General features: G+C 46.0%; 14 protein-coding genes. 5 read left to right on the top strand and 9 right to left on the bottom strand.

Annotated features, from left to right (window positions below):
* Positions 1-98: 98 nt before the first annotated feature.
* Positions 99-515 carry a GNAT family N-acetyltransferase gene (locus EPL05_RS01385; protein WP_128531721.1) on the bottom strand — a complete coding sequence of 139 codons (417 nt, stop codon included), beginning with the start codon at positions 513-515 and terminating at the stop codon, positions 99-101.
* A 157-nt stretch (positions 516-672) separates the two neighbouring features.
* Here EPL05_RS01385 and EPL05_RS01380 point away from each other — a divergent pair, with 157 nt between their 5' ends.
* Positions 673-1,614, top strand: coding sequence for a DMT family transporter (locus tag EPL05_RS01380; protein ID WP_128531720.1), 942 nt, complete (start codon positions 673-675; stop codon positions 1,612-1,614).
* On the opposite strand, the gene EPL05_RS01375 is transcribed toward EPL05_RS01380, so the two are convergent.
* Positions 1,615-2,901 carry a hypothetical protein gene (locus EPL05_RS01375; RefSeq protein WP_128531719.1) on the bottom strand — a complete coding sequence of 429 codons (1,287 nt, stop codon included), beginning with the start codon at positions 2,899-2,901 and terminating at the stop codon, positions 1,615-1,617. It abuts the gene before it with no gap.
* 353 nt (positions 2,902-3,254) lie between these two features.
* The gene (locus tag EPL05_RS01370) at positions 3,255-3,527 is read right to left on the bottom strand and encodes a hypothetical protein (protein WP_128531718.1); all 273 of its coding nucleotides are present in this window, start codon (positions 3,525-3,527) and stop codon (positions 3,255-3,257) included.
* Between the two features lie 114 nt (positions 3,528-3,641).
* Between EPL05_RS01370 and EPL05_RS01365 the strand changes: the two genes are divergently transcribed.
* On the top strand, positions 3,642-3,980 hold the full coding sequence (locus EPL05_RS01365) for a hypothetical protein (protein WP_128531717.1): 339 nt from the start codon (positions 3,642-3,644) through the stop codon (positions 3,978-3,980).
* A 69-nt stretch (positions 3,981-4,049) separates the two neighbouring features.
* Positions 4,050-4,607 carry an arylesterase gene (locus EPL05_RS01360; protein WP_128531716.1) on the top strand — a complete coding sequence of 186 codons (558 nt, stop codon included), beginning with the start codon at positions 4,050-4,052 and terminating at the stop codon, positions 4,605-4,607.
* 74 nt (positions 4,608-4,681) lie between these two features.
* Here the strand turns inward: EPL05_RS01360 and EPL05_RS01355 are convergent, their stop codons facing one another.
* Together EPL05_RS01355 and EPL05_RS01350 are read right to left on the bottom strand one after the other, a co-directional pair.
* Positions 4,682-6,454 carry a DUF4209 domain-containing protein gene (locus tag EPL05_RS01355; RefSeq protein WP_128531715.1) on the bottom strand — a complete coding sequence of 591 codons (1,773 nt, stop codon included), beginning with the start codon at positions 6,452-6,454 and terminating at the stop codon, positions 4,682-4,684.
* Between the two features lie 39 nt (positions 6,455-6,493).
* Positions 6,494-6,781 (bottom strand): hypothetical protein, encoded by a 288-nt coding sequence (locus tag EPL05_RS01350; RefSeq protein WP_128531714.1) that lies wholly within the window; start codon positions 6,779-6,781, stop codon positions 6,494-6,496.
* 290 nt (positions 6,782-7,071) lie between these two features.
* Between EPL05_RS01350 and pruA the strand changes: the two genes are divergently transcribed.
* A complete protein-coding gene (gene pruA, locus EPL05_RS01345; RefSeq protein ID WP_128531713.1) occupies positions 7,072-8,709 on the top strand; it encodes an L-glutamate gamma-semialdehyde dehydrogenase in 1,638 nt (545 codons plus the stop codon).
* Between the two features lie 136 nt (positions 8,710-8,845).
* On the opposite strand, the gene can is transcribed toward pruA, so the two are convergent.
* The 3 genes from can to holA all read right to left on the bottom strand — a co-directional run bounded on the left by can (position 8,846) and on the right by holA (position 11,750).
* On the bottom strand, positions 8,846-9,517 hold the full coding sequence (can, locus tag EPL05_RS01340) for a carbonate dehydratase (protein WP_128531712.1): 672 nt from the start codon (positions 9,515-9,517) through the stop codon (positions 8,846-8,848).
* Positions 9,518-9,540: 23 nt separating this feature from the next.
* Positions 9,541-10,284, bottom strand: coding sequence for a YoaK family protein (locus EPL05_RS01335; RefSeq protein ID WP_128531711.1), 744 nt, complete (start codon positions 10,282-10,284; stop codon positions 9,541-9,543).
* 443 nt (positions 10,285-10,727) lie between these two features.
* On the bottom strand, positions 10,728-11,750 hold the full coding sequence (holA, locus tag EPL05_RS01330) for a DNA polymerase III subunit delta (RefSeq protein ID WP_128531710.1): 1,023 nt from the start codon (positions 11,748-11,750) through the stop codon (positions 10,728-10,730).
* 119 nt (positions 11,751-11,869) lie between these two features.
* On the opposite strand from holA, the gene EPL05_RS01325 reads away from it, so the two are divergent.
* A complete protein-coding gene (locus tag EPL05_RS01325) occupies positions 11,870-12,328 on the top strand; it encodes a type I restriction enzyme HsdR N-terminal domain-containing protein (RefSeq protein ID WP_128531709.1) in 459 nt (152 codons plus the stop codon).
* Here EPL05_RS01325 and EPL05_RS01320 read toward each other — a convergent pair whose 3' ends face one another.
* Positions 12,329-14,134: an ATP-binding protein gene (locus EPL05_RS01320; protein ID WP_128531708.1), complete on the bottom strand. Its 1,806-nt coding sequence runs from the start codon at positions 14,132-14,134 to the stop codon at positions 12,329-12,331.
* Positions 14,135-14,153 lie beyond the last annotated feature (19 nt).

The following is a 14,153-nucleotide window of genomic DNA, read 5'->3' as shown; positions in this document are numbered from 1 at the left end:
CAGTTTTAACACTATAAACTCAACTTTGCCCCGTTAATAAATAAGATCAGTTAATTGAACAGGTCAGTTTGCGCGAGGCAGGCTGACCTGTTATTTTTTTATCCCGAGGGTATATCCTTTTGCATAATAATATAATCGAAGCCATTTTTATGGAACACTTCGCCAACGGCGCTAAAGCCAAATTTATTGTAAAAACCAATGGCCGATAACCGGGCATTACACCAAAGCAAGCCGCCGTTTTCTTTTACCACAAAAGCGGTAATATAATCAAGCAACTGCGTACCCACCTGCTGCCCCTGCAAGGCATCGACTACCGCGAATTTGCGGAACTGCCAATCGCGCTCGCGCTGAAACAAGGAAACGACGGCTATCAGCGCGTTATCGTGAAAGGCACCAAAATGATAGCCTTGATTATCTTCTTCCATGGCCATATCGGCCAGTTGCTCGTTGGGGTACAGCACCTCGCGCCGTAAGCGCCAGGTAAGTTCGGGGCGTATTTGTTCGATGCTTAACATTACCGGTAAAGGTAAAAGGTTTTTGATGAGGGAGACAAAATGTTTTTTTGAAAAAGAAGACAGCAGAAGTAACCACAAATGCAGTAAGGCGGGACCAAAACGGACAAATTAAAACTTTGCCTTTAGCTTAACCTTCTTTATATTAAATTGCAGCACCATGCCGCAGCAAGTCCCCAATACTATTTTCCCGCCCAAACTCATCAACTGGCTCATGTTTTTTGCTATCTGTTTAATATGGGGGAGTTCGTTCATCCTGATGAAACTGGGATTGTATGATGATGAGCGCAAACCGCTGCTTACCGCATCGCAGGTAGCCGCCATCCGCATTATAACTGCCGGGGTGGTGCTTATGCCGGTGCTTATCAGGCATCGTGGTAAAATACCCTTTAAGCTTTCGGGCTGGCTGGTGTTCTCGGGGTTCTTCGGAAGCTTTTTACCCGCCTTTTTGTTCACCATTGCCGAAACCAGGATAGACAGTGCCCTCGCCGGCACCCTCAACTCACTTACGCCCATATTCGCCATCATCTTCGGTTTCCTGTTCTTCGGGAATAAGATCCCGTTTACCCATATCATAGGCATTATCATAGGCTTCGGCGGTATTGTGCTGCTCTATGTAGTGCAAAAGCATACCGGGTACGGGCAAATAGGTTATGCCGGGCTGGTGATATTGGCTACTATATTTTACGGGATCAATATCATTGTGGTGAAAAGGTACCTTAATGGAGTGAGTCCGCTAATTATTACCGCTTTCAGTTTAGTATCAGTAGGCCTGCCCTCGCTCATTATTTTATGGCAAACAGGTTTCTTCGGCCTGCCGCTTCTTCAGCCGCGGTACATTAAGGCCGTTGTGGCCGTGTGTACATTAGGGATGCTGGGCACTGCATTGGCCTGGGTACTGTTTTACGCACTGGTACAACGCACCAGTGTGCTGTTTACCTCTACGGCCAGCTACGGCATTCCCTTTGTGGCCTTTGGCTGGGGCTGGTACTACGGCGAAACCATCACCATAGGGCAAATTGGCTGCCTGTTCATCATCCTTGGCGGCGTTTACCTCACGCGGATAGATTTCAGCAAATTCCGAAAGAAGGCTGCCGCTTAGCTACCTGTTAAAAGGCACCTCATTCACCCAATGGAAGCCGCGTTTGATCAGGATAAAATTATTCATATCAAACTTTTTCATGCGGATGCGCAGCGAGTCTTTTGGGAATGTACTCACCATCAAAAGGGTGTCTTTTTTGAGCTGGTAAGTAAAGTGTGCTTTCTTAACAGTATCGGCATAGGTATTCATTACAATGGTATGTTTTAGGGTATCTATCACAAAATTATACCGCTTGCTGCTGTCGTTCATTAGTTTTACCCTTGCACTACCTGCGTAGCTAATTACCAATTTGTTCCAGCGGGTGGTATCGGTGTTCAGGGGAGCGATGGTGTCGTTATTCCGCACAAAGCTTTGCACATTATAAATGCCGTACAGCGGCGGCTTTTTTACTTTATCGCCATATAGGCTCATGGCCTGCACATCGCTGACAAAGTTGCCTACCACGGTATAGAAAATAAACACGTATTTAATAGTTGCGAGTGTAATATTCTTCCATCGGGCTTTAAATTTATGCGGATCGAGGTTGGCCGGCTCCGCCGGTTTATTCAGGAAAAAGAAATTAATGAGCCGGATAGAATCCTTACTCAGCAGGAAAATACTCATCACCACCAGCATGGTTGCCAGCAGTTTTACAGGTACATCAAAGCAATAGTTAATGGCCATGATATTGCCGGTAACAACAAGCCCTATTACCGCGCCCAACGTTGCCGTTTTACGGAAGAAAAGCAGCAGCCCGCAACTAAGTTCGGCAAAGCCGGTGAAGTAGTTAAAACCTACGGAGTAGCCCATGTACGACCACGCCAGCCCCATAGGCGACATGCTGCCCAAAGGCTGCAAAAGCCTATCCGGAGAGGGACCGGGGAATTGGAGCTTAATAACCTTTACCCCGCCATAAACCACCATGGTAATAGCCAAATAATATCGTACAATAACCGTTAGCCAATAAAAAAGCTTGTTATAGTTGCGTGTTTTCCTGTCAATAACCGACCAGATGATGGCGCTTACCGTAGCCACAAAGGTGATAAACAGCAGGATGAGGTAATCATAAGTAGTATCGCCGCTGCCGCCGGTAAACTGGGTTACGGGTTTGGCCAGGTGCAGAATATGCGCGGCTATCCACACCATTAACCAATGGAAAGGTGCGATATAAAACTCGTAAGCCGTATCAACGTTGGGTACTACCCCGTTTGGGTTGAGGAAAACGTATAGGATAAAAAATACCACAAAAAAACGGCAGGCAATTTTTCTCGGGGCGGACCAGTAGGCGGGTTCGGCAGCGTTTGTCATAAAGGGTAAAATAGGTAGCGGTAATATAGTGATTTTTTGGGTAGGTTGTAGCTTCAACCTGTCCTTCTCCGGGGAAATCGATTTTAAACTTTTAGGCTGATTTTGGCTAAAGCCATGTTATGTTTTATGCCATCCGTCCCCTAAAGGGGGCGGCAATAAATGTAGAAACAATACTTTTTTTCATCCATTGCCGTTCGGCTTTAGCCAACGGTTACAATGGAACGAAAGAACTGGCTTTAGCCGAAAATTGCCAATCCTGAATTTTAAAAGGGATTCCCTGTGCCCTTATCCAAAGGAGAGGGTTCTCTAAGTCTCTCCGTTGGAGAGGATATAGGTGAGGCTTTTGCACCTGCTTAAGTTTCTAACGCCTTTTCCAATTCAGATAACGTTATCGCACCAACATCTTCCCCTTTCAGCTTTATTATAATTGCGTCATCGTTCTTGTATAATTGGAGCCTGCCTTTAAATAATTGGCTTTCTGTTGATGTGATAAACCTTTTGAGATTAGTCCGGGTTTCTTTGCGGCAGGCAAGTTCCTGAGTGCCGTCGATTAATACCAGCCGGAACTTTTTATTGGCAGGCTCTAACAGGAGGGTGAGGTTGCCGGGAAGGTTGAACTGGATCATCAGCAGGGTGATTTGTTGCTCTAAAATACAAAAACAAAGTATTTAAACTCATTTTATAAATCGCCTAAACTAATTGAATAGTGTGGTGTTATTTGTGAATAACCCATAGACGCCATGAATCCTATATTTTTTAAAGTTGGAGCCGAATTGCCCGTGATGGTGATCCCCAATACCGAGGCGCATTTGGATGGGCACACCGTAATTACTTACACTTACAATGTTTACCGCGACGAGGGCTTTGAGGATGCCGCCATGATAAAACTGAAGGAAAAAGAACTGCTGCTGGAAAAAAAGAAAAGCCCAAATTACATGGGTTTTATCACCTTTGAACAACCGGGAAAACTTTTCACCTACACAGCCGACGGCAATTACGAACTCAGCACAGACGACGTACAGGAGATCATAGAAAACATTAGCCACTACCGCGACCACCCCGGTTTATGGCGGATATAAATACCGTTGGGGTAGCGGGTTAATGGTTTCGGAAATAAAACAACTCAAACGGTATCACGTTAATTTGCCATGAAGCACATTCTGTTTTTTGGCGATAGTTTAACGGCGGGCTATGGATTGGCCAACGCGGCTACGCAATCGTTCCCGGCGTTGATAGGGGACAAGCTGACTGCCGCGGGCTTGCAGTATCGCGTGAGTAACGCCGGCCAAAGCGGCGATACCACCACCGGGGGCTTGGCACGACTGGATTACTGGCTGAGCCAGCCTGTAGATGTTTTTGTCCTGGAGCTGGGCATTAACGATATCCGCCGCGGTACGCCGCCTAACACCATCGCTCAAAACCTGCAGGCCATCATCAATAAGGTAAAAACAAAATATCCGCAGGCAAAGCTGGTGATGCTGGGCATGGAGATCCCCGTGTTTTTGGGCGGCGATGTGGCCGTACAATTCAGCACTATTTACCCCAGGCTGGCAAACGCCAACAACATGGCGCTGGTTCCTTTCCTCCTGCAAGGCGTGGCCGGCAAAAAGCATTTTAATTTATGGGATAGGCTGCATCCCTCCGCCGAAGGCTATAAAGTAGTGGCCGAACTGGTTTGGCCCGTGTTAAAGGGCGTGTTAGCCTAAGGTTGGTTTTATTGCTAATCTTCCGGGCACTGGGATGGTGCGGTAATACTACCGGCATAGGCTGATTACATATTTTAAAAGGTCTTGATATTCGTGAGGCATAAAATCGCGTGAATAACCCGGTCGGTTGCCATGTTTGTAAAGCTTTCCGGTTCACTTAGGCCATGACAAACGTCATTTCTCAAATTCCATCCGCGTTGGTCAGTAAGTAACAATCTGAAATAATTTGTAACGTGTTCACCTAAGACTCTCACGGTAATTTCGTCACGTAAGATGCTATCAAGTGTCTTTACGTAGCTTGAACCATCTTCCCTATAATTTAATATTACGCCGCCATGAATCTCGAGAGTATTTCTCAGAGCTTCTTCAATCTGCGGGATCAGCAAATGAATTGCGACGAGATAGTTCTGGTCAAAATAAGCATCAAGACCAGCTTCGATTATTTTTAATCTCGCAGGACTTACAACGGGGCTTCCTTCGAAAGCTTTCAAAATATCACTTTTCTCAAATTCCATATCGGTTTTTGCTTTATGAAGTACATAGCTTAAATAAGGAGCTACATTTATTTTTAGAACTCTAAATGCGTAATAGAAAATATGTCCTTCCAAATCGGTTTCAATTGGGCCAATCACAGCCATTGTACGCCCTTGCCGATCCATGAGCCTTTGCGTTACAATGTACCTGACTGGGTTCGCCTTAAAGTCATCCTTAACATATTGCTCTATTGCGCCCAAATCAGGAATAAAGCTATGGGCAATTTTGAGGATTTTATCAACCGGCCTACCTTTGAATATGATAGATGCAAATGCTTCGAGCTTTTCATTGGAAATAGAGTGTTCAAACCTGAATACTGACATTTCATCATGGGCCTTGCGGCCCAACTCTCTTATTTTAATTAAATAACGTTTCGCGCGGTCATTGAGCCCAAACTCTGTGCACAATTTATGAAGTCTTTCATATTCTGCAACTGCTTTGCTTCCGGAAGTTTCATCCAGCATTCTACTTTCAATCCTGTCGGTAATTTCTTCAATGTGTTTAATCTTACTTTTATGATCACTTTTCGATCTGAAATGTTTAGCGAGGTATGTTGCAGCGAACTCTGAGTTTCTAAAAGAGGAACTTTTATCATTCTCACATAAAAGAAGCCTTTTCAATCTATCTTTCATCGTTTGGACAATCTGTTGCTCTTCTAGATCCTCGAGAATAGATTTATTCCGGTTTTGGAGTACTAACAAATCAAATGAGTATCCCCAAAGTCCAGGAAATTTGTCTTCAGCCGTCTTATTTTCAAATGAAATAATCCCGTCTTTCGTCAGGTTTATCAGTTCACGATTCGAAATAGAAAGTGCTATTTCCAAGGCGCGCCTGAGTTTTTCTACAACATATATCGGCGACGTGTAATAAGCGCCATTTGCAGTTTCGACTAAAGCCTTTACATAATTTGTTTTGATATCGTACGGAGTCCGTTTATTTGTAATTCGGTGGTAAAAGTCATAAACAAGTCCGTAATAGCGGGCGGTTAAAATGGGATTTTGTGCCTGCACTGCTCGACTGTGGTAATAATCTAATATGGTTTCAGAAAGCATCTGGATTGATGGGCATTCCATCGATTGACCTTTTTCATTTGGCCAGATGTACATAGGTCCGTGATATGTTCCCCAACCGGTTTCTTTGTTTTTATAATTCGGGTGAAATTCGAATGCTGCCTTTTCCCAATGCAAAGTTTCATCAACATGGCCATCACAGGATTGAATGAAGTTGTCGATGTGCTTTGCTACCCCGCGTTCATCCAGTCTTGTACAGGATAGGACATCAATCGGCTCTAATATGGCTTGAATGGAATACACATATAAATATGCAATTTTTTTTTAACCTTATGAGGGATTTTAAATTCGGTGATGGGCAGGGTCTATTAGTATAAAAGCCGGTCGTTCCGCCGCTGCCGCCACAAGCATCCCCGATTTGTGGCCCGCATGCAAGGTAGCCAATTGCAAAGCCGTCCTGCTTGCCGACGATTGCCGCGCTATCGCTCGCAAAGACGATGTGGCGAGTATGGCTATGAGTAGATGCTTCGTTTCAACATGACAAAGTAATAAGCCAGACCTAACGAAGCCCGCAAAACCGGCATTGGCCTGTTCGGCAACTACCGCACCTGCTAAAGCACAACCTTTCATAGAACAGGACGCAGCCGGCAGTTTTCTTTGGTTCGTTTCTTTTGCTGTCAAAAGAAATGAACATCCACAGGCTTAATATAATTTACTGCTATACCTAACAGGGCACAACAGAACCAATAGATTGCAAGCCGCTCTTCTTGCCGATGATTGCCGCGCTATCGCTCGCAAGGACGTTGGGGAGACTACCCACTGCCAACTGTCCCCCTCCTGTCACAAAAAACAATCCGCTTAGCTGCATATTCGCACATCTGCACATTTACCCTTATCTTTGCAGCCTTAAATTATTACCTATGCTTAAAGGATTTTTTAACGTTCCGCCGCCTGTAAATGAGGCTGTTTTAAACTACGGCCCGCGCAGTGTGGAACGTGCAGCGCTTAAAGCGGCCCTTACCGAGGCCCGCGCCCAGCAACTGGATATACCTATGTACATTGGCAGCAAAGAGGTACGCACCGGCAAACTGGTGGAGCTTCGCCCGCCGCATGATCATCAGCACCTGTTGGGCGTTTTTCACTACGGAGATAAAACCCACGTTACCGCCGCCATTGATGCAGCCCTTGCCGCTAAAGCCGACTGGGAGAACCTGCCATGGGAGCAGCGTGCAGCCATATTTTTAAAAGCAGCAGAGCTGATAGCCGGTCCGTACCGTTATAAACTGAACGCGGCCACCATGCTTGGCCAAAGTAAGAATGCCTACCAGGCCGAGATAGATTCGGCTTGCGAACTGATAGATTTTCTGCGTTTTAACGTGCAGTACATGACGGAGATCTACGCCCAGCAGCCCCCTGTATCGGGCAAAGGCGTGTGGAACCGTTTGGAGCAAAGGCCCTTAGAAGGCTTCGTTTTCGCGCTTACGCCGTTCAACTTTACGGCTATAGCGGGTAACCTGCCAGCCAGCGCGGCCATGATGGGTAACGTAGTGGTTTGGAAACCTGCCGATACACAGGTGTACGCTGCCAACGTAATTATGCAGATCTTTAAAGAAGCCGGCGTGCCCGATGGTGTGATCAATTTGATCTACGCCGACGGACCCGAAGTTGGCGAGGTAGTATTTAACCACCCTGATTTTGCGGGCATCCACTTCACCGGTTCTACCAAGGTTTTCCAGCACATCTGGCAAACTATAGGCACCAACATACACAAATACAAAACCTACCCGCGCATTGTGGGCGAAACCGGCGGTAAGGATTTTGTGCTTGCCCACCCAAGTGCCAATGCTGATGCGGTTGCGGTAGCATTGATGCGCGGCGCCTTTGAATACCAGGGACAGAAATGTTCGGCAGCGTCACGTGCCTACATCCCGGCAAGCCTTTGGCCTGCGGTAAAGGAACACATGCAGCGCGAAATGGCCACCTTTAAAATGGGCCCTACCGAAGATTTTGAGAATTTTATTAATGCCGTTATCAGCGAAGTAAGTTTTGATAAACTGGCTAAGTATATCGACGCTGCCAAAAAGGACGAAGGCGTAGAGGTCATCGCCGGCGGCGGTTACGATAAAAGCCAGGGCTGGTTCGTGCAGCCAACCGTACTGCAGGTGCAGGACCCATACTACGTGACCATGTGCGAAGAGTTATTCGGCCCGGTATTAACCATCTACGTTTACGAGGATGCCAAATGGGACGAAACGCTGAGCATCATCGATAAAACATCCATCTACGCCTTAACCGGCGCGGTGCTGTCACAAAACCGCTATGCCATTGCCGAGGCTACCTACAAGCTGCGCAATGCCGCGGGTAACTTCTACATCAACGATAAGCCAACCGGTGCCGTAGTGGGCCAGCAGCCATTCGGCGGTGCCCGCGGAAGCGGTACTAACGATAAGGCAGGCTCAATGATCAACCTGCTGCGTTGGGTATCGCCACGTACCATTAAAGAAACCTTTGATTCTCCTACGGATTACAGGTACCCATTTTTGCAGAAAGAAGTTTAATAGAATCAAGAAATAAGAACCAAGAGACAAGACAGCTTCATAGAAAAAGAAAGAGCCAGAGATTTGGATAATCATTATCCAAATCTCTGGCTCTTCTCATAAATCGGTTGTTTTACTTTTATCTTGTCTCTTGACTCTACCTCTCAAACCTAAACACCTCATCCATTTTGGAGTTGTTGTTGGCGCTTACCTTCATATCGGTAATAATACCTGTAGCAAGGCTGTACACCCAACCGTGTACGCTTAGTTCCTGCCCGTTTTGCCAGGCGTTTTGTACAATGGAGGTTTTGCAGAGGTTATTTACGTTCTCTATCACGTTGAGTTCTACCAGGCGGTCGCCACGTTTGCCTTCGTCGGTAATGGCATCCAGCTCCTGGGCGTGTACGCGGTAAACATCTTTAATATGGCGCAGCCAGTTGTCAATAATACCAAATTGTTTATTGGTCATGGATGCCAGCACGCCGCCGCAACCGTAATGGCCGGTTACAATTACATGCCTTACCTGTAGTACGTTTACGGCGTAATCCAGCACGCTCAGCATATTCATATCGGTGTGGATCACCATGTTGGCAATGTTACGGTGTACAAATATCTCGCCCGGGTTAGTATTCGTTATCTGGTTGGCGGGTACCCGGCTATCGGCGCAGCCGATCCATAAAACCGGCGGCTTTTGTCCGTTTGCCAGGGTAGTAAAGTAATCAGGGTCTTCCTGCAGGGTCTCTTCAACAAAAAGGCGGTTACCTTCCAGCAGGCTTTCATAGGTGATATGGCTGGTATCGTGTATAGGCTTTGTAGTTTTTGCGCACATGGTATAATAGGTTTTATGATGTTTTATGCTGATGTTTTATTTCGCGAAAACCGCCGCAGCACTTTATGCAGCGCCAGCGGCGAAAGATCGTAATACAAAATTGTTAAAAGTATTGCAGGTATAAAATAAAAAATAGCAAAATCGTACAGATCGAAAAGGTAACCGCCGGCCAGGCAACCCAAAAAGTAAAAGCCCAGCACCGTAGTGCGGATGTATACCTTGTGGCGGGTGGTTTCGGTTACATTTTTTTTGGCGTGCATCCAGTCGGCAATATCTCCGCCCAGGTCTGTAAACAGGCCGGTGAGGTGCGAGGATTTGATCAATCCGCCCGAGATCGTAGATACCAAACTATTCTGCAAGCCCATGGCGAATAGGATGGCGGCGATCACTACTTCGCGCTCTGTTTGGGTTTCCTTGTAAAAATTGTGCCCATAAATGGCCACGAACAACAGGATAATGGTTTCGATAATAATAGGGATAGAATGCGCTTTGTAATAGCTTTTGCTTTCGTAACTGCGCACAATATAGGTAGCCAAAAATGCTCCCGAGAAAAACATGGCCAGCCAGATAGCGAATACGATGATCTCCCCGAAATTCTGCTCAACCATGTGCCTGGCCAAATTGGCTACATGCCCGGTTATGTTGGAGGTAAACGCTAAAAATGCCACCACGCCTGCCACATTGGTAATGCCCGAAACTGCCGCCGTAGAGGAGGCAAGCAACAGGTTTCCACGGAGGGTACGGTCGGCTTTTGATTCGCGCAGCATAAGAGGGGTTATGAAATGGATAAATGTTTAATGGATAAACATATATAAATTATGCGGGATTAGATGGGGCAAATTTTAGAAGTGTAGATTTAGCTTCGGCTGATCGTTCTGTTGTGCCTTGTTAGGAGCAGCGGTGGTTTTTGTTAAGCCTGTGGATGTTCGTTTCTTTTTTTCCGAAAAAAAGAAACGAACCAAAGAAAAAACTCTCGGCTGCGCCCTGTTCTATTAACGGTTGTGTTTTAGCAGTTGTAGTGGTTGCCGAACAGGCCAAGGCCGATTTAGGAGCGGGCTTCGTTGGTTGTTCTCTTTCGCAAAACAAATCCCAGAAATCCTATAAATCTGATAAATCCCGGTTCAGACGACTCAGCCTATAGGGAGATTGCTTTGTGCCCTTACAGCAATGACGCGCGGGAGATAGAAAGCTTGTCGCAACTTATAAATATTCAATGCAATATCTTAAACATCAGCTCTTTCATCAAACCACCGTGGCCGGTGTTTGATTCTACGCCTTTGCTTTTAAGGTCGTACTCGCGCAGGTAGCTGATCACCTGGAAGGTTTTGCCCAGGCTGTACCCACGGGCCGCCTGTTCGTAATCCTTTACAAAGTAGGGGCTCACGCCAAGCTCGCGCGCAAGGCTCTGCGGCGACTTATCCTTAATGTAATGATAAGCCAGCACCTTACTGAAAAAGTTGTTCAGGTTGCCTAAAACCAATACGATGGGGTTAGCCTTGGGGTTGGCCTCAAAGTAATTTACAATCTGGTTCACCTTATAGGCATCCTTTTTGGTTAATGCCGATTGCAGCTCAAAAACGTTGTACTCCTTGCTGATGCCAATATTATCCTGGATGTGCTTCAGGGTAATTTCCTCGCCGGCGCTAACGTTCAGCATCAGCTTATCCAGCTCGTTGGCAATTTTAGAGAGATCGTTACCCAGGTATTCGGATAGCATGGCTGATGCCTGCCCGCTGATCTTGTATTTCTTTTCGGTGATGTAACCCTCTATCCAGGCGGGGATCTTGCTGTCGTACAACGTTGCCGACTCAAATATCAGCCCGTTCTTATCTATGGCCTTATATGTTTTTTTGCGCTTATCAAACTTGCCGTATTTGTAGCAAAATACCAGTATAGTGCTTGGCAGCGGGTTTTCCAGGTAGGCGAGGAGCGGGTTAATGCTTTTCTTATCCTCGTCATCACGGCCCCATTTCATATCCTGCGCCTCTTTTACCATTACTACCTGGTAATCGCTCATCATGGGGTAGCGCTTGGCCGCGTTAATGGCCGTCATCACATCGGTATCTTTGCCGTACAGTACCGTTTGGTTAAAGCCCTTCTCGGCATCAGACAATACTTTATGCTCGATGTAGTTGCTCACCAGGTCAATAAAATAAGGCTCCTCCCCGTGCAACAGGTACAGTGGCTTAAATTTGCGGGCCTTAAGGTCTTTTATAATTTCGGGAGCAGTCATGTGGTAAGTCAAAAGTAAAAAGTAAAAAGTGAAAAATTCCTTAATGTGGATAATAAACTATTGTTGAGAATACGCCTATGCAGGTTTTTGAATTTTGAATTTTTACTTTTGACTTAATAATGGATTTGTTACTCCCGCTCAATCTTCCGCCATACCCTTTTAAGCTTACCGATGATAACGGACAGTTGAGCGTGTTTGATGAATTGCGGAAACGGAAGATCATTCTCACCCCAGAGGAATGGGTGCGTCAGCATTTTGTACAGTACCTCATCAAGCAAAAGCATTACCCAAAATCACTTATTAAGCTGGAAGGCGGGCTGAAACTGCACGGGATGGCCAAACGGTCGGATATCGTGGTGTACAATTCGTCGGGCCAGAAGGTTTTATTGGTGGAGTGTAAAGCGCCGTCGGTGGCCATCAGCCAGGCTACTTTCGACCAGGCCGCGCGTTATAATATGGTACACAAAGTGAAACTGCTGGTTGTAACTAACGGACTACAGCATTACTATTGCAGCATAGATTTCGAGCAGGAAAGTTATCGCTTTTTAGAGGAATTGCCTTCTTATAAAGAATTGTAGCTATGCGGTTTTGCCCACCAGGCTCTGGATCTTCTCCATCAGTTCATCCGGTTTAAATGGCTTGGCCACATAATCGTTCATGCCGGCGCTGGTTACCTGGTCCTTAATATCAAACAGGGCGGATGCAGTAAGCGCGATGATAGGGATATTGGCTTTAGCAGGGTCGGGCATTTTGCGGATCTCGATGGTGGCGTCGAAACCGTTCATGATCGGCATCTGCAGGTCCATCAAAATAATATCGAAGTTGCCGTATTGCATAATTTCTACCGCACGCTCCCCGTTTTCGGCAATAGTTGGTACTATCTGCCATTTAGAGAACAGTTTTTTCATCAGCATCACATTCACCGGGTTGTCTTCGGCTATCAGCACGCGCAGGTTGGCCGAGCCAAAGATATCCGTTTCAGGAGCCGATTGGATCTGTTTCTGTTTTTGTACAGGCGCTGCCGCAACCTCTGTAGATACCGGGAACTCCATGTTAAACGAGAACTCCGAACCCCGGTTAACCACACTGTGTACGTGCATTTGTAAACCCTGCAGCTCCAGCAGGCGCTTAACAATGGCAAGGCCTAAACCAGTGCCACCATATTGGCGGGTGGTGGTGATAGATTCCTGCGTAAACGGTTCGAAGATGCTCTCAAGATTTTCTTTTTTGATACCTATACCGGTGTCCTTTACCGAGAAGCTTACGGTAATGTTATTGTGGCGGTCTTCTATACAGGTTACCCGCACTTCCACGCTGCCTACCGCGGTAAATTTAATGGCGTTGCTGGTAAGGTTAAAGATGATCTGCGTTAGGCGGGTTGGGTCGCCAAAGATCACCTTGCGCCTTAACGCGCTATCTATATCCAGCTTAAATAATAAGCCTTTTTCTTCGGCCTTGATAATTTGCCCGCCGCAGATGTTGTGAAGCAGATCTACGAGGTTGAATTTTATTTTTTCGAATACGATCTTACCCGATTCTATCTTATTAAAATCGAGTACGTCGTTCACAATGGCAAGCAGGTTGTTAGCTGAAAATTTCAGAATATCCAGGTTCTCGCTCTGATCCGGCCGCGGATTGTTCATCATCAGCAGGTTACTCATACCAATAACGGCGTTGAGCGGCGTTCGGATCTCGTGCGACATGGTAGACAAAAATTCCGACTGCACCTGTGACGATTTCTCCGCCTTCTCTATCGCTTTTTCGAATTTGATGTTGAGGGCGGCCTGCTCTTCGCTGGTATCTTTAAGCTCTTTTATGTTCTTTAAAAAAGCGGTATAAAAGTGACTATGAATAAATATGATGAGTATGAAATTGGCAAACACCCCTATAATAATAGTGGCTTGGTCTACCTTCTCGGGCTTAAAGTCGATGTAATAGTTATGATCATAAACCATTACCAGGAAAATCAATACCGGCAGCAAATTCAGCAGCGAATAGAACATTCCCCAATTTTGGCCCAGCATATAAAAGCTAAAAACCACTACCAGGATGATGATCTGTATCACGATGATATTAACATCCTGCATGATCACAAACACGGTAGACAAGTTTACTATGGTGCCCAATATCAGCAGGATATGCGAGATCTGGCGCCAGTGCGGCTTAAAGGTGAGGTATTTAAACAGCGCCGCTACGCAAAACATCAATATACCCGATGTTGCCGTAAGCAAAGGCAGCCCCTGCAAATAAACGCTTAAAAATAAAGCGCCAAGCGCAACAAAAATGAGCAGAAAGCCATAATAAAGTAAACGGATACGCGCCTGGTCGAGGATCGACAGGTCTCGTGAAAGTATTTTATAAATTGAGAAGTTAAAAAAATCCACTTTATACTTTAAGCCGTTA

Origin of the sequence: Mucilaginibacter gilvus, from assembly GCF_004054195.1 — a bacterium.
GTDB classification, from domain to species: domain Bacteria; phylum Bacteroidota; class Bacteroidia; order Sphingobacteriales; family Sphingobacteriaceae; genus Mucilaginibacter; species Mucilaginibacter gilvus.
This window is presented reverse-complemented; position numbering and strand designations above follow the sequence as displayed.